Origin of the sequence: Clostridium sp. Cult2 (genome assembly GCF_021655075.1) — a bacterium.
Classification (GTDB): domain Bacteria; phylum Bacillota; class Clostridia; order Tissierellales; family Tepidimicrobiaceae; genus Schnuerera.
Genome location: NZ_PPXX01000104.1, coordinates 1 through 20,902, shown reverse-complemented (window position 1 = coordinate 20,902; position 20,902 = coordinate 1). Strand labels below are relative to the sequence as shown.

Annotated in this window: 25 protein-coding genes; 3 read left to right on the top strand and 22 right to left on the bottom strand. The window is 30.8% G+C overall.

Annotated elements, in window-relative coordinates; translation table 11 throughout:
* Positions 1–74 precede the first annotated feature (74 nt).
* Together C3E90_RS11530 and nadE are read right to left on the bottom strand one after the other, a co-directional pair.
* Positions 75–818 carry a YebC/PmpR family DNA-binding transcriptional regulator gene (locus C3E90_RS11530; protein ID WP_236915822.1) on the bottom strand — a complete coding sequence of 248 codons (744 nt, stop codon included), beginning with the start codon at positions 816–818 and terminating at the stop codon, positions 75–77.
* 61 nt (positions 819–879) lie between these two features.
* Positions 880–1,614, bottom strand: coding sequence for an NAD(+) synthase (gene nadE / locus C3E90_RS11525; protein ID WP_236915821.1), 735 nt, complete (start codon positions 1,612–1,614; stop codon positions 880–882).
* 111 nt (positions 1,615–1,725) lie between these two features.
* On the opposite strand from nadE, the gene C3E90_RS11520 reads away from it, so the two are divergent.
* Together C3E90_RS11520 and C3E90_RS11515 are read left to right on the top strand one after the other, a co-directional pair.
* A complete protein-coding gene (locus C3E90_RS11520; RefSeq protein ID WP_236915820.1) occupies positions 1,726–2,085 on the top strand; it encodes a sulfite exporter TauE/SafE family protein in 360 nt (119 codons plus the stop codon).
* Positions 2,082–2,429, top strand: a complete 348-nt coding sequence (locus tag C3E90_RS11515; protein WP_236915819.1) for a sulfite exporter TauE/SafE family protein — start codon at positions 2,082–2,084, stop codon at positions 2,427–2,429. The genes C3E90_RS11520 and C3E90_RS11515 overlap by 4 nt, the downstream gene beginning before the upstream one ends.
* A 12-nt stretch (positions 2,430–2,441) precedes the next feature.
* On the opposite strand, the gene C3E90_RS11510 is transcribed toward C3E90_RS11515, so the two are convergent.
* The 5 genes from C3E90_RS11510 to yunB form a co-directional block, all read right to left on the bottom strand.
* Complete coding sequence (locus tag C3E90_RS11510; RefSeq protein WP_236915818.1) at positions 2,442–2,834, bottom strand: CoA-binding protein; 393 nt, start codon at positions 2,832–2,834, stop codon at positions 2,442–2,444.
* A 48-nt stretch (positions 2,835–2,882) separates the two neighbouring features.
* Entirely contained in the window at positions 2,883–3,530 is a 648-nt protein-coding gene (locus C3E90_RS11505; RefSeq protein WP_236915817.1) for a YigZ family protein, read from the bottom strand.
* Positions 3,531–3,762: 232 nt separating this feature from the next.
* The gene (locus C3E90_RS11500; RefSeq protein ID WP_236915816.1) at positions 3,763–4,203 is read right to left on the bottom strand and encodes an NUDIX domain-containing protein; all 441 of its coding nucleotides are present in this window, start codon (positions 4,201–4,203) and stop codon (positions 3,763–3,765) included.
* An 84-nt stretch (positions 4,204–4,287) separates the two neighbouring features.
* Complete coding sequence (hflX, locus tag C3E90_RS11495) at positions 4,288–5,568, bottom strand: GTPase HflX (protein ID WP_236915815.1); 1,281 nt, start codon at positions 5,566–5,568, stop codon at positions 4,288–4,290.
* A 53-nt stretch (positions 5,569–5,621) separates the two neighbouring features.
* Entirely contained in the window at positions 5,622–6,275 is a 654-nt protein-coding gene (yunB, locus tag C3E90_RS11490) for a sporulation protein YunB (protein ID WP_236915814.1), read from the bottom strand.
* 163 nt (positions 6,276–6,438) lie between these two features.
* Here yunB and C3E90_RS11485 point away from each other — a divergent pair, with 163 nt between their 5' ends.
* Positions 6,439–9,357 (top strand): penicillin-binding protein 1A, encoded by a 2,919-nt coding sequence (locus C3E90_RS11485; protein WP_236915813.1) that lies wholly within the window; start codon positions 6,439–6,441, stop codon positions 9,355–9,357.
* A 37-nt stretch (positions 9,358–9,394) separates the two neighbouring features.
* Here the strand turns inward: C3E90_RS11485 and spoVAE are convergent, their stop codons facing one another.
* From spoVAE to C3E90_RS11410, 15 genes are all read right to left on the bottom strand, one after another.
* Positions 9,395–9,751 (bottom strand): stage V sporulation protein AE, encoded by a 357-nt coding sequence (spoVAE, locus tag C3E90_RS11480; RefSeq protein ID WP_236915812.1) that lies wholly within the window; start codon positions 9,749–9,751, stop codon positions 9,395–9,397.
* Between the two features lie 14 nt (positions 9,752–9,765).
* The gene (spoVAD, locus tag C3E90_RS11475) at positions 9,766–10,785 is read right to left on the bottom strand and encodes a stage V sporulation protein AD (RefSeq protein ID WP_236915811.1); all 1,020 of its coding nucleotides are present in this window, start codon (positions 10,783–10,785) and stop codon (positions 9,766–9,768) included.
* Between the two features lie 4 nt (positions 10,786–10,789).
* Entirely contained in the window at positions 10,790–11,239 is a 450-nt protein-coding gene (gene spoVAC, locus C3E90_RS11470) for a stage V sporulation protein AC (RefSeq protein ID WP_236915810.1), read from the bottom strand.
* Between the two features lie 13 nt (positions 11,240–11,252).
* Positions 11,253–11,693 (bottom strand): stage V sporulation protein AB, encoded by a 441-nt coding sequence (locus C3E90_RS11465; protein WP_236915809.1) that lies wholly within the window; start codon positions 11,691–11,693, stop codon positions 11,253–11,255.
* A gap of 2 nt (positions 11,694–11,695) precedes the next feature.
* Positions 11,696–12,325 (bottom strand): stage V sporulation protein AA, encoded by a 630-nt coding sequence (locus tag C3E90_RS11460; protein ID WP_236915808.1) that lies wholly within the window; start codon positions 12,323–12,325, stop codon positions 11,696–11,698.
* Positions 12,309–12,485, bottom strand: a complete 177-nt coding sequence (locus tag C3E90_RS11455) for a hypothetical protein (protein WP_236915807.1) — start codon at positions 12,483–12,485, stop codon at positions 12,309–12,311. The genes C3E90_RS11460 and C3E90_RS11455 overlap by 17 nt, the downstream gene beginning before the upstream one ends.
* A gap of 69 nt (positions 12,486–12,554) precedes the next feature.
* Positions 12,555–13,313 carry an RNA polymerase sporulation sigma factor SigF gene (gene sigF, locus C3E90_RS11450; RefSeq protein WP_236915806.1) on the bottom strand — a complete coding sequence of 253 codons (759 nt, stop codon included), beginning with the start codon at positions 13,311–13,313 and terminating at the stop codon, positions 12,555–12,557.
* Between the two features lie 5 nt (positions 13,314–13,318).
* On the bottom strand, positions 13,319–13,756 hold the full coding sequence (gene spoIIAB / locus C3E90_RS11445) for an anti-sigma F factor (protein ID WP_236915850.1): 438 nt from the start codon (positions 13,754–13,756) through the stop codon (positions 13,319–13,321).
* A gap of 17 nt (positions 13,757–13,773) precedes the next feature.
* Positions 13,774–14,106: an anti-sigma F factor antagonist gene (gene spoIIAA / locus C3E90_RS11440; RefSeq protein ID WP_236915805.1), complete on the bottom strand. Its 333-nt coding sequence runs from the start codon at positions 14,104–14,106 to the stop codon at positions 13,774–13,776.
* Between the two features lie 136 nt (positions 14,107–14,242).
* Complete coding sequence (locus C3E90_RS11435; RefSeq protein ID WP_236915804.1) at positions 14,243–15,088, bottom strand: bifunctional 5,10-methylenetetrahydrofolate dehydrogenase/5,10-methenyltetrahydrofolate cyclohydrolase; 846 nt, start codon at positions 15,086–15,088, stop codon at positions 14,243–14,245.
* A gap of 153 nt (positions 15,089–15,241) precedes the next feature.
* On the bottom strand, positions 15,242–16,927 hold the full coding sequence (locus tag C3E90_RS11430; protein WP_236915803.1) for a Na+/H+ antiporter NhaC family protein: 1,686 nt from the start codon (positions 16,925–16,927) through the stop codon (positions 15,242–15,244).
* 482 nt (positions 16,928–17,409) lie between these two features.
* Positions 17,410–17,598: a ferredoxin gene (locus C3E90_RS11425; protein ID WP_236915802.1), complete on the bottom strand. Its 189-nt coding sequence runs from the start codon at positions 17,596–17,598 to the stop codon at positions 17,410–17,412.
* Between the two features lie 58 nt (positions 17,599–17,656).
* On the bottom strand, positions 17,657–18,532 hold the full coding sequence (locus C3E90_RS11420; protein WP_236915801.1) for a cation diffusion facilitator family transporter: 876 nt from the start codon (positions 18,530–18,532) through the stop codon (positions 17,657–17,659).
* Positions 18,533–18,743: 211 nt separating this feature from the next.
* Positions 18,744–19,700 carry an ABC transporter ATP-binding protein gene (locus tag C3E90_RS11415; protein WP_236915800.1) on the bottom strand — a complete coding sequence of 319 codons (957 nt, stop codon included), beginning with the start codon at positions 19,698–19,700 and terminating at the stop codon, positions 18,744–18,746.
* Positions 19,690–20,902, bottom strand: a 1,213-nt coding sequence (locus C3E90_RS11410; RefSeq protein ID WP_236915799.1) for an ABC transporter permease, incomplete at its 5' end; no start/stop codon positions are given. The genes C3E90_RS11410 and C3E90_RS11415, both read right to left, overlap by 11 nt.

Genomic DNA, 20,902 nt, shown 5'->3' with positions numbered 1-20,902 from the left:
CTTTTATAGATAATCCCTATAAAATTATTATGTTAAAAGTAGTGTTTTTTATACAGAAGTAACCTTGATTTTTATTAAAATTCTAAATCATCAGGAATTTCCCAGTTATGATAAATTTCCTGTACATCATCATTATCTTCTAATATTTCTATTAGTTTAACCATATTTTTAATATCTTCTTCACTATTTAACTCCGTTGTGTTTTGCGGTAAGAAGGCTAATTCTGCCACTGCAAATTCATATCCACTTTCATTTAATGAATCACGAATTTCATTAAAATCCTCAGGGCTTGTTATTATTTCATAGCCATCTTCATCGCTATTAAAATCTTCTGCACCAAGATCTATTACTTGAAGCATTAACTCTTCTTCATCTATTTCCCCATTCTTTTCTATTGCTAATAGCCCTTTTCTATCAAACATAAAAGAAACACAACCTGATTGACCTAAATTTCCGCCGTATTTATCAAATGCATGTCTTATTTCAGAAGCTGTCCTGTTTCTGTTATCTGTTAAACAAGATACAAATACTGCAATTCCTCCAGGTCCATATCCTTCATAAACAATATCTTCGAAATTGTCAGCTCCTAATTCTCCACTACCCTTTTTAATAGCTCTTTCAATATTATCATTAGGCATATTGGCAACTTTTGCCTTTTCGATGGCTGCTTTTAAAGCTGGATTGTATTCTGGGTCTGCTCCACCCTCTTTTGCTGCTACCATAATATATCTACCTAATTTCGTAAATTCTTTTGCTCTTCTGGCATCTTCTTTGCCTTTTCTATTTTTGATGTTATTCCATTTAGAATGACCTGCCATTTAACTTCACCATCCTTAAATTATTGCTAATACATTTTAACACAATATTGATTATTAAACATTATTTTTGTTGTTTTTTTGGTATAAAAATAGGTGGAAAATTCCTCTTGTGTTCACTTATTATATTCATTTTTTCAATCTTTTCAACTACATTTTTAGGCCCCTTGTTATTTTCAATATAGTCATCTAAAATATTGTACCCAAAGCCCATTTCATCTTCATCAGTTTGATTTTCCCATAAACCTGCTGTAGGTGGCTTTTCAATTATCAATTTAGGAATATTTAAATATCTAGCCATTTCTCTCACATCAGCCTTTACAAAAGATGCTAGAGGTAATAAGTCTACACCACTATCACCGTGTTTAGTAAAGTAACCAACAGTAAATTCACTCTTATTACTTGAACCAACAACTAAATAGTTATAGTTTTGAGCGAAATAGTATAATGTAGTCATCCTAAGCCTTGGTTTTACATTAGCCATAGCCAATTTGTTAGTAGGTTTTATATTTACCGAATCAATAAACTGATCATATACTCTAGAAAGGTCTACGATTTCAATTTTTAAATCTAAACTATCTGCAACCAATCTTCCGTGTTCTTCATCTATTGGATTGCTATGACAAGGCATAATAATACCTAAGGAATTCATTGGGAAGGCTCTTTTTGATAGACCAGCTACTACTGCAGAATCAATGCCACCACTTAATCCAAATACCAATCCACTACCACCGGCTTCTGATACTTTATTTTTCAACCATTCTACAAGTTCATTACAAGTTCTTTCAACGTTTTCCATCTTGCTACCTCCATCTTTATACTTTAAGTATAAGTTATACAATTATGGTAAGATTAATAGTTAGTAACAATAGGTATTAACCTAATTAATTATAACATAAAGGAGATAATTATGCATTCAAAACCTATTAAATTCATTGGAATAGGCCTTATAACAGGATTAGTCAATGGATTGTTTGGCTCTGGTGGAGGAACCTTGGTAGTTCCAGCTCTAGTATTTCTACTGGGAATAGAGGATTACAAGGCTCATGCAACTGCAATCTCTATAATATTGCCCTTGTCTATAATCAGTTCCTTCATCTATTTAAAGAATAATATTATCAGATTAGATATTTCATTAATTATAGTATTAGGTGGTATTATTGGCAGTATCATAGGTGCTAAGTTTTTAAATAAAGTTCCCATACCAATTCTTAGAAAAATATTTGGTAGTATAATTATCTATACTGCTATAAGGATGATAATCATATGAAATTGTTCATAATTGGATTTTTATCTGGTATTATTAGTGGCATGGGTATTGGGGGAGGCGCAATTCTAATTCCTTCCCTAGTCTTTTTTGGTTCTTTAAAACAACAAGAAGCTCAAGGAATAAATTTAATAGTATTCATACCTGTAGCTATTGTGGCTTTAGTAATACATATAAAAGAAAAGAATATAGATTTTAAATATGCTAAATGGATTATACTAGGGGGCATTGGTGGTGCTGTTATTGGCTCTATGCTTGCTATCAAAACAAATCCAAACTCCCTAAGAAAATATTTTGGACTTTTTCTTCTCCTAATTGGAATATATGAATTTTTCAAAAAGAAATAGGCCTTAACAGACCTATTTCTCTTCAAGTTCAATTAATGTAGCTAAAACGCAATCATCATACAAAATCTTAAAACCCAAGTCTTTAGCTTTTTCTATGACTCCATCATTATAAGTGCCAGGTTGAAACCATATATAATCAATACCTAATTCTTTTGCTTCTTCTAAAACATTTAGGCTAATTTTAGGTGGAACAACTAAATCGATAACTTCAACTTTCTTTGGTACTTCTTTCAAGTTTGAATATACTTTTTTATTATCGATAAAATCATAATTTGGATTAATCCCGTAGGTTTCATAACCATGGTCTAATAGTTTTTTCCATATTTTGTATCCATATTTCTCCTTATTAGGTGTTGCTCCTACAACAGCCCAAACTTTCTTATTTAACATCTCTTCTTTTACCATAGAATCACCTCAATGGATTTATACCCCTTAGGCGTATATTTATTTAGGCTATTTTATTCTTTTCCCATCTTTCATAGAAATATATTCCTCATCTTCATATTCAATAATTGCATTGCCACTAGTCAAATCAGTAATAGTTTTTATAAAAAAGTCAACTTCTGAAAATTTTATAAGTACATAAATATTTACTGCATCATCGTATACTATACCATCTACCAAATAGCCTTTAGTCATAAGATAATTTTCAATAACTCCATATATAGTGTAATCTATTCTAACCTTCAATTTAGTATGGAGTACCTTATGAATTATTATTCCCGATTCTAATCCAATTTTTGCCCCTTTGGTATAAGCTCTTATAAGTCCTCCAGTGCCTAATTTAATACCACCGAAATATCTAGTAATTACCACTACCACATTTCGAAGGTCTTCTTTTTTAATTACTTCTAATGCAGGTATACCTGCAGTGCCTGATGGTTCTCCATCATCACTAAACCGCTGAATATTGTTATCTTCACCTAAAACATATGCATATACATTATGAGTTGCATCCCTATGTTTTGTCTTTATATTTTCAATTAAATCTAAGGCTTCTTCTTCTGATTCTATTGGCATTGCATATCCGATAAATCTTGATTTATTGATTATTATTTCATCTTCTCCGTACTTATGTATAGTTCTATATATATTATCCATCCTAGTTCTCCTTTCGTTTATAATTAAGGTAATAGAATATATTCACCCTTTTGAGAATATACTCTCCTCTACTAGGAAATACCTCTAACTAACACAGATTCATTATATCACATATCAATATTTGAATTTGTAATTCTCAAATAAACAATACTTTTTAGTAAATAATTTCTAATTTTTGCACAATAAAAGACAGACTTAATATGAATTAAATCTGTCTTTATAAAACTATAATTTAAGCATAAATCTGATTGATTTCATAATCTTTATATTCAAGATACTTTTTATAGGATAGACTAACTAACGATTTGTCTTGACTGTAAGTAATCATATCAATTGCTCTCTCTATTGGATAGAATCCACCATCTTTAAAACCTTCTTCATTATTTATTTTATAATGGTTACCTATTGATTCCATTACATACCAAATGATAATGTTACACACAGCTTGTTTTCTGGATAAAGAAAAAAATTCGTAACTAGTCTCACCAGCAGTAGAAACGATGTTAGCGTCCACATCAGTTTCATACTTAACACGGCTAATGGCCGTTTCTGTTGGAAGAGAATCATTACGAATTTTTCCCTTAGGTAATACCCATTCATTTTTTTCATTTTTTAAAATTAATACTTTATCCCCGTTGAAAACTACACCACCTGCACAATTTCTTACAATCATAGAAATCAGCCTCCTTTTTAATCTTATTATTATCATACCCAAAATTCATTAATTATTCAATTAAATTTTAACAAATAATCATTACTAAATAATGTATTCCAAATACTTTTCATAATCTATTAAGTTTATATTCAATTTTATTTCAGTTCCATCTTCTTTGTATTCTATATAATCCACATTGTAATTTTCTAACAAATAGTTAACTAAAGATTGGTTATCATAAGGTATCATCAAAATTACGTCTTTATATTTAATAGGTAGATTATCCTGTATTAACTGTAGCAATTTACTCAGGTTAGTCCCATTTTTGCTGGAGATAAAAACTTTTTTATTAACATATTTACTATCATATAATAAATTGCTTACACCTACTTTATCCATCTTATTGAATACTGTAATTATTGGTATATCAAGTACTTCCAAATCTTTTAAAATATCCATGGTTGTTTGTATTTGTATGTCTAAATCCTCATTAGAAGCATCTACAACATGGAGAATTAAATCTGCAAATCTAACTTCCTCTAAAGTTCCTTTAAACGCCTCAATCAAATGAGTGGGAAGTTTGCTTACAAAACCTACAGTATCAGTTATCAAAAAAGCTTGACCATTTGGTAATTTTCCTCTTCTTAAGGAAGTATCCAGTGTAGCAAAAAGCATATCATATACGAATACCTTTTTAGATTCATCATATTCTTCATTCATCTTGATTATATTGTTTAACAATGTAGACTTTCCAGCATTAGTATATCCTACTAATGCTACTATAGGAAGATTTGAATCTTTCCTTTTCTTTCTTTTTATATCCCTGGTCTTTTCTGCCTCTTTTAAAGCTTTTTCAATATTGTTTATCTCTCTTAATATATGACGTCTATCCGTTTCAAGTTTCTGTTCTCCAGGTCCTCTCGTTCCAATACCCCCACCTTCTCTAGATAAATAATCTCTAAAGCCTACTAGTCTAGGCAGCCTATATTTAAGTTGAGCTAATTTTACCTGTAATTTACCTTCCTTTGAAGTGGCCCTATTGGCAAAAATGTCTAATATTAAATTTGTTCTATCAACTATCTTCTTATCAATAATCTTCTCTAAATTTCTAAGTTGAGCTCCAGATAATTCATCATTAAAAACTACTGTGCTAACATCTAGTTCTTGACAATAATTCTTAATTTCTAATGCTTTTCCCCTTCCTATAAAGTATGCAGGGTCTATTGATTCTTTTCTCTGTATAACTCTAGCAAGGACTATTCCACCTGCTGCACTTACTAGTTCTTCCAATTCATCCATAGAATTTTCTATATCTATGATATCCGTTGCCAACTCTACTCCAACAATCAAAGTCTTTTCTTTTTTTACAGTACTTCCAACCAATCTATCACCCTTTCAAGTTCAAATAATTAAACTTCTTTAGTAATATTATACCATTATCTTACTATGTTTAATATACCCTCTTTAGGTACATTAATATATTGGTTTGGAACTTCTCCCACTATTATGGTTTCAGCAATAGGTATATTGGTTGTAATACGTATATTTTCAGATACTAGAGGAACTATAATTCTAATATCAGTAACTACAATTATATATATTCTATGCCTAGTTTGGTTTATACCAGATGCTTCAAATTCAGTGGCAAAATCTACTGCTACTGAACCTTGAGGTACTATTTGCACTCTTATACTTGGCAGAGTCAGAATCCTAGTATCGAAAGCATTACTCAATGGTACTTTTACATTAGATTTAGCTATCTTTCTCAATTGATCTTGTACCTCTAATGCTACTTCAGAAGCTATACTGTTCATTAATATTGTATTAGCCTGCATAAGTGTTACTTTTCCTTCATTATCATACTTTACAAATATTAAATCATTATAGTTGATATCCCTCTTTATTTTATTTTTTATTGTGTCATTTATAGCTTCAGTAGTTACAGACCTAGCCCTTATTTCTGCAATAGCCATAACAGTAGGTGTAATGTTTTTATCAATATATTTGTATATGTATAACCCTATTAATAATAAGACTATAATCCATAATATCAATCTTTTTCTTTTTATTATATATAGATAATGTTTCACAAAAATCCCTCCTAGTATATAATATATGTATAATATATTAGTTAAGGATTATAATTAAGGAAACTAATCAATATATTTTCATAATTCATTTTGTTAACATTCCTATTACTGTATGATATAATTGATTTGTTTACTACCTTTTTAAAATTAAGGAGGTATTTTTATGTCAGAAGAAAACAAGAAAAAATCAAAGCCTAAATGGAGAAAAAGACTTAAAATTTTCTTTTTAGTATTATTTTTATTAGCTATAATAGCAGTAGGGGCAATTAGTGGAGTAGTAATTGCAATTGCCAAAGATGCTCCTAAAATTAATCCACAAAACATTAGCTCATTGTTAAATCAAACTTCATTTATTCTTGATCAAAATGGTAATGTTTTGGAAAAAATTCAAACTGAAGAATACAGAACAATTGTAGGTATTGACCAGATGCCTCAACATTTAAAGGATGCTTTCATATCTATAGAAGATGAACGTTTTAACGAACATATAGGTGTAGACCCAAAAGGGATAATTAAATCAGCTATTGATAATGTTAAAGCAGGCCATATTGTAAGAGGGGCAAGTACTATCACCCAACAGTTAGCAAAAAACCTTTATCTTACTGAAGATAAAAAATTCGATAGAAAGATTAAAGAAGCATATTTAGCATTGCAAATTGAAAAAGCATTGACAAAAGATCAAATTTTAGAAGGATATCTAAACAGAATATATTTAGGACAAGGAGCTTATGGAGTTCAGGAAGCTGCTCAGACCTACTTTTCTAAAGATGTGGAGAATTTAACCATTGCAGAATCTGCGGTTTTAGCAGGAATAATTAAAAGTCCTACTAAATATGCTTTATATCAAACCATTAAACCAGAAGATTTCGATGGTGGCAAACATATTGAAGTAGGGCAGGTAGATATATTAGGAGAAAAATATATTGCAGTCTATAATGAAGAAGCTATTAATCGTCAAAAAATTGTACTAGCTAAAATGTTAGAATTAGAAAAAATTACGGAAGAAGAATATAATACTGCCCTAAATGAAAATATTTTAGCTAAAGTAAAACCAGGAGAAAAGAAAATTCAAGGCATTTCTTCCTATTTCAACGATTACATTAAAGTGCAGGTAATTGAAGCGTTAATGAATGAACTAGGCTATTCTAGAGAAGAAGCAGAAGAAGAACTATATACTGGCGGATTGAAAATATACTCTACCATGGATTTAGAACTACAAAAAATATTAGAGGATATCTATAATAATTTTACAGAAGTATTATTAGGTAATCCGGAGAATATTAAAGGACCTGCCCTAATTAGTTGGAGATTGAATAAAGCACAGAATATTATCGATGAAAGAAATAGAATATTATTTTACAAACAGGGGGATATTTTGGATGAGAACTTCAATCTAATAATAGAAAAAGATACTTATGAAATAACAGATGGTAATTTAGTAATAAAGAATTCAAAATTAAATGCTAATAAAAGCAATATAGATATAGCTGATTATTATTCAATAGATGAAAGAAAAAACTTAGTTACTCATAGAATGGGTACACTGTCGATACCAGAAAATGAATTTTCTATAGGAGAAGATAAATCTATAACTATTTCAAGTAAGTATATGAAAGATAATACTGACTTTTATAGTGTAGATGCTGAAGGCAATTTATTAATCAATGAAAAATATCTCTATAGACAGAAAGATGGTATAGTTCAACCTCAATCAGGTACTGTTATAATGGATTATAGAACTGGTGAAATAAAAGCTTTAGTTGGAGGACGAGATGTAGAAGGTAATAGAATTCTTAACCGTGCTACTTCTTCTGCTCGACAGCCCGGATCAACTATAAAACCATTAGCTGTTTATTTACCAGCATTAGATAATGGATATACTGCAGCTTCGCCAATTGACGATATACCTTATTATAGTAATGGGCAGCTTTGGCCAAATAACTGGTATACAGGCTATAGAGGTATTTACACCTTAAGGCGTTCCGTTGAACAGTCTGTAAATGTTAACTCAGTTAAGACTGTAGAAGCTATTGGAGTTAGCACGTCTATGGAATATCTAAGTAGAATGGGAATAATAAATAAAGAGAACCCATCTAAAGATAATTTCATTACTTCTGCTGAAAACAATGTAAGTAATGATGAAAATCTATCCGCCTTAGGATTAGGGGGCATGACTAAAGGGTTAAGTCCATTGGATATGACAGCAGCTTATGGTTCTATTGCTAATAGTGGTACCTATATTAAGCCAATTTCATTCACTAAGATTTTGGATAAGGATGATAATGTATTATTAGAAAATAAGCCAAAAGAAACTACCGTTGTTTCTCCTCAGGTGGCATATATAATGTCTGATATATTAAGAACCACTGTATCAAATGGTATTGCAGGAAGGGCTCAGATACCTAACATGCCTACTGCTGGTAAGACTGGTACAACTCAAGATAAAGCTGATGCTTGGTTTGTAGGATATACTCCCTACTATGTAACAGGATTATGGATTGGGAATGATTCTCCTCAGATAAAATTGAATCAAGGTAGTGCAATGGCTGCTCAACTATGGAAGATTATAATGACTAGGGTACATGAAGGATTAGAAGCAAAGAATTTTGAGCAACCAGATAATATAGTTTCAGTTAATATTTGTACTCAATCTGGTAAATTGCCAACAGAATTATGTAATCATGATCCTAGGGGGAGTACCATAAGAAAAGAAATTTTTGTTCAAGGAACTCAACCTACAGAATTCTGTGATACCCATGTAGAATTGGATATTGACACAACTACTAATAAAATCGCTAATGAATATTGTCCTGAGGATAGTGTAGAAAAAAGGGTCTTCATTAAAAGAGAACCACCTTACAACCCAGAAGACCATGGAGGAATAACTCCACCTGATTACCAATATACCGTACCAACGGAAATATGTGATGAACATAATCAGGAAAACTGGTTAAGTGATTGGTTAAATGATTTAATAAATAATGGTAATGATGAAGATGATGACATAGAAGACAATGATAATGGCAATGGAAATAACGGTAATAATAACAATAATGGCAATGGTGATAATGGTGAGGATTAAATATTCCCTAGAGGAGCATATTATAATATGCTCCTCTTTAACTTTTTGTTTTTGGATTTGAAACAATAGCCATTATATAACCAAAAAGTATAGCAGCTGCTACGCCTCCAGCTGTTGCTTCCAATCCTCCTAAAAATACGCCAATTATTCCTTTGGATTTAGCTCCATCAATAGCTCCCTTACTCAATGCATAGCCAAATCCAGATATAGGTACCGTTGCTCCAGCTTCTCCAAATTTTACTAAAGGCTCATATAAACCTATAGCACCTAGTATTACACCTGCAACTAAAAACATTACTAGAATATGAGCTGGAGTCAGCTTGGTAGTATCTAAAAGAATCTGCCCAATTACACATATTAACCCACCTACTATAAAAACCTTCAAATATTCCATCTATAACACCCTCTCTATTCAACAAGATTATCTATAGTTACTGCATGTGCTATTCCAGGAATGGATTCACCTTGCAAAGAAGCAATTGGCGAGTGCAATGCCCCAGTAGCAATCAATAATACTCTATTTAAATTGCCCTTTGTCATCTCTTTGTAAATATAACCGTTAAAAACTACAGCAGCACAAGCACATCCACTCCCTCCTGCGTGAGTATCCTGTTCAACTCCGTCAAATATCTCTATTCCACAATCAGAATAATTCTCAGAGAGATCATATCCTTCCCTTTTCATCAAATCTAATAATATTTTTTTACCAACTGATGCTAAATCCCCGGTAATTACCATGTCATAATCATCAGGGCTATATCCAGTGTCCTTAAAATGTTGAGATATGGTATCTATTGCAGCTGGTGCCATAGCACCTCCCATATTGTTTACATCTGTTATTCCTAAATCCTTTATTTTCCCAGTAGTAATATAGGTTATATAAGGGCCACTACCAGTAGAAGACAATACAGTAGCACCTGCTCCTGTAACTGTCCATTGAGAAGAAAATGGTCTTTGGGAACCATACTCTAAAGGAAATCTATATTGTCTTTCTGCAGAGCTAAAGTGACTAGAAGTAGCACAAACAACCTTATCTGCAAACCCTCCATCAATTATCATAGCACCTAGACTTAAAGATTCGGTCATAGTTGAACAAGCTCCGTATAGGCCAAAATATGGCATCTCCAATTGTCTTGCACTGTATGAAGATGATATTATCTGATTTAGTAAATCACCAGAGAAAAGGTATTCAATATCATTGGGAGATATATTTGCGTTTGTAATAGCTAATTTAATTGCTTCTTCTTGAATTCTAGCTTCTGCCTTCTCAAAAGATTCCTGCCCCCACATATCATCTTCTAAAATAATGTCATAATAATCTTTTAGTGGACCATCCCCTTCCTTTGGACCTACAATTGATGCAGTGCCTATTATAGATGGAGGATTAGAAAGTTTTACAGTCTGCTTTCCAATACGTTTTATCGACATAATATCACCTTCCTTTTGAAAGTAATAAATATAAGATTCCCACAATGATTGAGCTACTAACTCCATATACCAATACAGGCCCTGCTATACTAAACATCCTAGCAGCAACTCCAAATATAAATCCTTCTCTTTTAAATTCCATAGCTGGAGAAACAATGGAATTAGCAAAACCAGTTATGGGTATAGCAGCTCCTGCTCCGCCTATTTTCCCAATCCTATCATAGTATCCTAATCCAGTTAAAAAAGAACCTAAAAAAACTAAAATAATTGAAGTACCTGTAGCCACAGTTTCTTCATCTAATCCATATTTAAATAATATCTTTCTGATAATTTGACCGATAACACATATAAATCCCCCTACTATAAAAGCATATAAAATGTTTTTAAAATAGGTGGGTTTTGGTATCTTTTTTTTAGCATATTTTTGGTATTCCTTATTTGTCATCTGATTCATATTTATTTCACTCCTAGTTTTTCTTAAATATTAACCAATAGTATAGAGCACCTAATACCTTTCCAAAAATTAGTGCTCCAATAATATATTGTAATTCATGTTTTGCTTTAAATTTTTTTGCAAACACAGGTATTACATTTAAAATTTCAGCTAATGCTGAAGCGAATAGACCATAAAAAACACCTATAATTATCCCAACTGGGACACAAAAATACTTGCTAAAACTAAGTTTTACATCTGAAAAATATATTAAACTAGCAATGATACCACCAATAATAATCACGTATTCATATAGCTTAATATACTCTTTTGTTTCTGTTACCTGAGTTACCCTTGGTACAATTTTTAATAAGGTCAAAAAGGCAGCAGCTGCGCTACCTACTGTAATCCCAGTAGAAACTCCTATTAAAAAAATTAGAATTACTTTCCCACTTCTTTCACCACCTAAAAACATCTTTAGTTTTTCTGTTTTTTTAAGTCATTGAGTATATTATCTTCTATGTCTTTATCATAAAGATATAGTTCCAGCTCCATTGGCCCTGGTTCTTGCCTTCTTCTTTTGCTGAAGCTAAATATTCTACTGAAAAATGCAAACATACCTAATCCAGTTCCTATAGATAAAGGAATAGTTATTATTAACGGATTTTCTTTTTTCATTCCTGTTATTGTGAAATATATTTTTTCCATAGATTTACTCATATTCACATCTTCATAGAAGTTAATAATTGCTGCAGCAGCTCCTAAAAATAAAACTATCATGACAAAGGAAATTTTTAAAAAATTCAATAATCTATTTGATTCTTCTTTTCCTTTTACTTCTAATAAAATATCTGGTCCTCCTATTATAGTAACATCTATATTTTCCACAGCATTTAATACTTTGGTGGTAATCTCATTTCCAGAAATATAATCATACATCTCTTTGTCTTTTCCATTATAAATTCTAACCTTTTCCACTTTTTTCTTAATGCTATCATTCTTGCAATATACTTCACCAACATCTTCTACATATATATGAGAATTTAATTCCACTGAATATTTGGTTTCAAGATTAATATATACTTGTTCTTTATCGATAACTATCACCCTTTATTAAAAAATTACTAACTAGTTTTGCTCTTTTTGGAACCTCTCTATTTGTTCCTAGTTCTCCATACCATATAAAACAACCAAGCAAAATTAATATTATTAACAGAATAGCCATTATATTTATTTTATTCTTCTGTATTCTCCCTTTTCTTTGCATATAATCACTCCATTCTACAATTATTATTCTCTTATATTTTTTTTTAATTCAAAAAAATAAGGCATAGTTTTATGCCTTAACTAACATCCTTTTCATTTCTTCAATTATCTTCTTTTCAATCCTGGAAACTTGCACCTGGGATATGCCTAGTAAATTGGCTACTTGAACTTGTGTTTTATCTTTAAAATATCTTAAAATAATTACTTGTCTATCTCTTTCTTTTAATTGGGATAACATTTCTTTTAAAATTATTCTCTCTATCATATCCTTTTCACTATCTTCTTCTGTACTTATCTTATCAATTAAATAAAGAGGATTTCCTTCATTCTGATGAATTACATCATATAGATAGTCTGGATGATAAGAAGACTCTAAAGCCATTACAATTTCTTCCTTATCGATATCTAATTCATGAGAAATTTCCTGTATAGTAGGCTCTCTACCTAATGTCTTTGAAAGTTTATCCTGGGTATATTTTATTCTATTAGCAGTTTGTTTCAAAGATCTACTAACCTTAATTAACCCATCATCCCGTAAAAACCTTTTTATCTCTCCTGCAATCATAGGAACTGCATAGGTTGAAAACTTTACATCATAGGAAATATCAAATTTGTCTATGGCTTTCAAAAGACCAATACTACCTATCTGGAATAAATCATCCATCTCATAGCCTCTATTATTAAATCCTCTTAAAACACTTCTAATAAGCCCCATATTATGCTTTACTAGTTTATCTTTTGCTGCCTTATCTCCATTTTGAGATTTTTTAATTAATTCTATAGTTTCTTCATGAGTTAATAAAATACTATCTCTGTTCCCTTTTATCATAATATCTACTCCCTATCTGAGAGGCTATTAAATCTCTTTATCATTTTTACTTTTGTACCTTCATTAACATGGCTTTCCACAACTAACTCATCCATAAAGGTTTCCATAACTGTAAACCCCATACCAGACCTTTCCAAATCTGGCTTAGAGGTATAAAAAGGCTCCATAGCTTTGTTTATATCATCAATTCCCTTTCCATTATCTTCAATAACAATTTCAATCTTATTATGTTCTATTATTGCTTCGACTATTACTAAACCATCACCATATTCATAACCATGAATAATCGCATTAGTAACAGCTTCAGAAACTGCAGTTTTGATATCTGATAATTCCTCTATAGTAGGGTCTAGTTGAGAAGCAAAAGCTGCCACAACAACTCTAGCAAAAGATTCATTGCTGGATTTACTTAAAAATTCTAATTTCATATAATTTCTTTCCATCATTTTTATCATCCTCCCTAATCCTTTATAGCATCATCAATGGACGAATATATGTTGATGATTTTCAGTAATCCTGACATTTTTAATATCCTGTCTATATACGAATTTGAACTAACTATTAAAACCTTTCCTTTTCTCTCTTTACAATTTTTATATCTACCCATAATCAACCCAATACCTGAGCTATCCATAAAACTTAAATCTCTCAAATCCAATATTATATTTAGTAAATTGTTATTGTAATATTGCTGATCTATTTTTTTTCTTACATCTTCAGATGTATGGTGATCTAGTTCACCTTTTAAGCTAACAATCAAATAATTTTTTATAATATCCATTGAAAATTCCAATTTATCCCCTCCTAAAGATATTCTTTATATATTTCTATTTATATACCTAATTATCCTTCATAGAAAAACCACTTTTTTTGTTGTAAAAAGAAAAAAAGAGTCTTAAATATCCATCAAGACTCTTTTAATAGTACCATTATACATTTTTGCAAGCTAAAACAACCTGACTCAATAATATGGAAGTTGTTACACTGCCTACTCCTCCAGGTACTGGAGTTATTTTATTTACTATTGGTGAAAGTTTATCATAATCTGCATCTCCACTTAATTTCCCATTTTCATCCAAACTGACGCCTACATCGATTACAATAGATTTTTCATTGAAATATTTTTCACCAAAATATTTAGCCTTTCCTAAAGCTACAACTACTACATCTGCTCTATTTGTAATTTCATCTAAGTTTTTCGTTCTAGAGTGGCAAATAGTAACTGTGGCATTCTCGTTTAATAACATCATTGCTAGAGGCTTTCCTACTACCATACTCCTATTTACAACTACAACATTTTTTCCTTCTAAGGGGATATTATAGTACTTTAGAATTTCCATAGCTGCTTTAGGGGTACATGGTGCAAAACCATCCATATCTCCTTCAAATATTCTTTCTAAATTTAGAGGATGCATACAATCTACATCTTTTGAAGGACTAATAGTATTTCTAATAATCTCTTCTTCTATATGGTTTGGCAATGGTCTAAATACTAATATACCGGAAATATTATCATCTTTATTTAATTCTTCAATTAACTCTATCAATTCTTCTGTTTTAATATTTACATCTCTTTCGAAAACTTTTGAATTGATACCAATGTTATCACAATTCTTGATAATACTTCTTTCATAGGAAATATCTCCCGGATTATCTCCCAATCTAACAATTGCTAAGGTAGGTATCTTATTATGTTTTGCTAGCTTCTCTATATCCTTTTTCATCCTTTCCTTGATTTGAGTTGCTACATCCTTACCTTTTAATATTTCTGCCATACTTTTGCCTCCTTCAAATATTATATTATTAAAAAGACTGCTACCAATTTATCATTTAGCTTTCAAATTTTGCCAGTCCTTTGACGATTTTATTATATCATAAAAGGCTAAATATACAAGGAGCTGTTAGAAAATCTAACAGCTCCTTTTGCTTTAATTTGAAGCAGTCCCCTTTTTCAAATCTTCCTGTTTTACAGATTTTCCAACATACCTGATAATTCCAATTGTTAAGGCTGCTCCTATTAATAGTATGATTAATGGATGTGGAGATAAAAATCCTGCAATAATATAAGATATGCCAGCCACAAGAGCTACAGTTAAAGCATAGGGCATTTGAGTCTTCACATGATCTAAATGATCTGATCCTGATGCCATGGATGACATAATAGTAGTATCAGATATTGGTGAGACGTGATCTCCCAAAATTGCTCCTGATAGTACCGTACCTAATGAAACGTACATCAAATTCGGGTCTCCTCCACTTTGTACAAAAGCATAGGCTATTGGTAGGGCTAACGGAATGACTATAGCCATAGTCCCCCAAGAAGTTCCAGTAGCAAAAGCAATTAATCCAGATATAAAAAATATTATTAATGGTAATATGGCAAATGGAAAATTTTCTGGAACTATTCCTATTAAGAATTCAGCAGTTCCCACATCTCCTGTTACACTTCCCAAAGACCAAGCTAATACTAAAATCATACAGGCGAACAGCATAGATTTTGCACCATCAACCCATGCATCAAAAGCTTCATCAACAGTAAATATCTTTTGGAATACTCCCATTACTATTGCAATAATACTAGAGATTAATGAAGCCCAAAGTAATACTATACTTGAATCTGCTTCACCAAAAGAAGCTCTCATACCTTCAATTGTGAATGGATTAACCGCCTCTTCTAAAACTGTATAACCATTATACCATAGGCCAAAAAATGCTACGACTATTAAACTTAAAATTGGAACGATAGCGTTAGATGGTTTTAATTTAATATCCTTTCTAATCTCCATTTCCGTTATTTCATCTGTAGTCATTGGTTTAGCTCCATCAGCAATTAATTTCCCTGTAATTCTTGCTCTCTTTTCAGCTTCATACATGGAACCAAAATCTCTTTCCATTACTAATATTCCAAGTACAAAAATTAGCGAAAAAATACAATAATAGCTGTATGGCAAAGTTTTAATAAATACACCGTAATAGTTTGCGTCAATACCTAAACTCTGATAAACATTTCTAATAACCCCTACTTCATATCCAACCCAAGTTGAAATCAGTGTAAGACCTACTACCGGTGCAGCAGTAGAGTCTATTATATATGATAACTTTTCTTTTGATATTCTATTCTTGTCAGTTAAAGGCCTCATAGTTGGACCAACTATTAATGCATTTGCATAATCGTCAAAGAATATAAGTATACCTAATAAATAAGTATATATCTGAGCCGATTTAGGATTTTTTATCCGCCTACCTAAAGCTTCTGCTACTGCCATTGTTCCTCCCATTTTGTTTACTACTCCAATCATTCCACCTATAGCTAATAAGAAAATGATAATTGCAGCATTCCAAGAATCCGATAAGGAACCTACTAGATATGTATCCATGGCCCTTAATAATCCATAGAATGGGTTCCAACCATTTAACATAATAGCCCCTATAAATACTCCTAAAAACAAAGATATCAATACTTGCTTGGTTACAAATGCTAAAACGATTGCCAATAAGGGTGGTAAAATTGATAACCATCCAAAATTTGGAGCATTCTCTTCTTCTGCAAAAACAGGGATAGCTAAAATAAAAATTAGCAATAAAACTAAAATAATGGTTCTAAATTTGTACATAAACTTACCTCCTTGTTAATATTTTATTAATCGATGTTGATAAAATATTCCCCCTTTCTTTGAATAATAATTGTCAAAAAACACATGTGTATAAATAAAACAGTAGTCTAGTAAAATATAATTACTGGTACTACTGTTATTATTAGAATTAACAGTCTATGGTATCATCTTTCAATCAATTATTCTCTTTGCAGTTGAATATCCTTCAAGAATACAAATAAACAGTTTTCATTTATCTAGATATCTTCACCTAAATTTATATCCATGAGAGTTTCCCTTTTGCTAATATTAGCAATATTCTCAATTTTTTGATTACTTTTTAATATTATAGTACATATCTGTTAGAATATCAATGTAAAGTTTCAATATTATAACATTATTTCAAAGTTTTTTATTTTCCACGTTATGGTAGTCAATTTTGCATAAAAAACCTTAAAATATAACAAAAAGCTACACGGATATCCGTATAGCCTTTTATCATGCTATTCCACAGTAATAGCATCAACTGGACAGGACTCTTCAGCTTCTTTCGCTAAATCTATCAAGCTATCATCAATTTCTTGATCTATAGCCACAGCCAATCCGTCATCATCCATACTAAATACCTCAGGACAAATATTAGCACACAAACCACAACCAATACAAAGACTTTTATCAACCACTGCCTTCATAATAATTCCTCCATTTACTAATTTTTCATATATAAATAGATACCCATATTATTAAATTTTATTCCTCATTTTCCTGATTAGGTTCTACATGAACCATACAATGCTTTACATCCTCAATGGTATTTTCAATTAAATCGTGTACCTTTTCTGCAATTTCATGACCTTCTATTACTGAAAGATTCCCTTTTACAAATATATCAATATCAACATATATTCTATTTCCAAAAATCCTAGTCTTTAATTCTTTAATATCCTCAACTCCTTCTACAGAAAAAGTTAATTCTTTTATCTTTGATATAATCTCATCATCAGCTGCCTCATCTACTAATCCCTTTATAGATTGTAGATATAAATCTACTCCTACCTTTATTATAAAAATGCTAACTACTATTGCAGCAATTGGATCTAAAATTCTAAGACCCATTCTTGCCCCTAAAATCCCAACAAAGGTCCCTATTGAAGACAATGCATCTGACCTATGGTGCCATGCATCAGCTTCCATAGAAAAACTTTTTATCTTTTTAGCTGCTTTTATAGTGTACCAGAACATAGCTTCTTTCGTAATAATTGAAATCAAAGCAGCAATAAGAGCTATTCTGCCTGGAGTTTTTATTTCGCCAGTTATTAATATTTTTATTCCCTCATATCCAATTAATAACCCAGTAATAATCAAAAGTATACTCAATATTTTCGCAAAAATGGGTTCATATTTTTCATGACCATAAGGGTGATTATCATCTGCTTCTTTTGACGATACCTTTAACCCAACAAGAACAACTAAAGTCGTTAATACATCAGATAAAGTATGGACTCCATCAGCTAACATGGCACTACTTTGACCTATTACTCCAGCAATAACTTTAGCTATAGATAATATTACATTTATTATTATCGTGATTATTGAAACCTTTGTTCCTAATTTATAATTTTCCATATTATTCCCTCCACTATAATATAGTATGTTTAATATATGTTCATTATTATACAATTTATTATTAATTGATAATTTATATAACTATTATTATATACCCTTAATTATAGTAAATCCAGCATTTTTACAAATTAGAAATAATTTTCAATTGATAATTATTATAGTTGATAATCATTATAGTTATTTCTTATCAACATCCCTATAAAAAATATAGCTACTGAACAATTTGCCCAGTAGCTCCTATTGAAATATGAACTTTATCTCCTATAATGAATTCTTCTAAACCATCATTATTTTTTTGTATTCTATAGATATTTGATTTTGTTTTAACTTTATAAACAATAATTGACCCTAAGAAAATCTTTTCTTCAATAATTCCTTCCATATCTCCCTTATTCTTATTAATAATAATCCTTTCAGGTCTTATAAATTCTATACCATAATTATTATTGGCAACTATATTGGAAGAGCCGATAAAATTTAACACAAATTCTGTTTTAGGTTTATCATAAACTTCTTTAGGTGTTCCTATTTGTTCTAGTTTGCCTTTATTCATTATTAATATCCTATCAGCAATTGATAAGGCTTCTTCCTGATCGTGGGTTACAAAAATCATAGTAATATTGAATTTCTTTTGAATCTCTTTAATCTCATCTCTCATCCTAATCCTTAGTTTAGCATCTAAATTTGATAGGGGTTCGTCTAATAATAAAACCTTTGGATTGATTATAAGAGACCTAGCTAAAGCTACTCTCTGCTGTTGACCCCCACTAAGGTAAGTTACTTTCTTATCCTTTTCACTTCTTAAACCCACCATATCTAGATACTCTTCTCCTTTGATTAAAGCTTCTTTTTTAGAATAACCTTTGAACTTTAACCCATAAACTACATTTTGTATAACAGTCATATGAGGGAAAAGTGCATAGGATTGAAAAACAGTGGATACAGGCCTTTTTTCTGGAGGAAGGCTCGTTATATCTTCTCCATCAATATATATTTTACCAGCCTCTGGTTTTAAGAAACCTCCCATAATTTTTAAAACTGTGGTCTTCCCACAACCACTTGGTCCTAATAGGCATATAAGTTCACTTTTATTCACTTCAAAACTTAGATTATCAACTGCAGTTAAGTCACCAAATTTTTTGGTTAAATTTTCCACTTTAATAAACATTTTTTTCCTCCAATAAAAATTTTGAAAAGATAATATTCATCGTTAAAGTAATAAGAATTATCAAACAAGCTATTACCGAACCAATCCTGTATTTACCACTTTGTATAGCATCAAACATAACAAGGGTAGCTAATTTCTTTCCAGGATAAACTAAAAATATTATAGAACCTATGGTAGTCATAGTAGCAGTAAAATTATTGACAAAAGATATTAAAAATGCTGATTTTGACATAGGCGTTACCACATCTTTTAACATAAATAATTCATGAGCCCCTAAATCCTTACAAGCTTCAGTTATCTGTGGGTTAATCTGAGAAATTACTGCACTGCTGACTTTTGTAGGTAATGGTAATTGTTTAAATATACAATTTAGTATTACTATTAGACCAGTCCCAGTAAGTTCCAATGGATATCTATTGAAAGCCAGAATATATCCTAATCCAAAAAAAGTTCCTGGTATTATATAGGGTATTGTAGAAATAAAATCTATAGCTTTCATTCCTCTAATCTTTCTAATTTCTAAATAATAGGATATTAAGAAACCTAAAATACTACCTATAACACCTGTAGTAAATGAATATAATATACTTCTAATGATACTCCCTGAGATATAATTCTTCGATTCCCTTATATTGTCTAAAGTAAAATACATAGTACCAAACCTCTGCTTGGTTATAGCAGATAAAAATATTGACATATATTGTAAAATCATCATAGTAAGAAATATAAAAGTTATTATCTGTAATAACCTTGGAAAAAATCCTTCTAGTCTTATCATTGTTTCATTAGATTCATCTCGAAAATTGGTTCTTGTAATGATATTGGAATCCTTTATTAATACTCTATATAAAATAAAAGCTATAATAGCAGGTATGAATAATAATATACTAATAGCGGCAGCCATTGGTAAATCAGAATAGGCTACTACATTTAAATATGCATGAGTAGCTAATACGTTAAAGGAACCCCCTATAATAATGGGAGTGCTAAAATCTGCTAAGGATCTAACAAAAGTAAGCAACCCAACTACAATAATCCCAGGTCTCATCAATGGTATAAGAATCTTTGTAATAGTATAGGATGAATTCCCTCCTAAATCCAACGAACTATTAAATAGACTTTTATCTATGCCGTTAATAACTCCAATTAACATTAAAGCATTTAGTGAAGTAAATCCAAGGGATTGCATAGCTACTATTCCT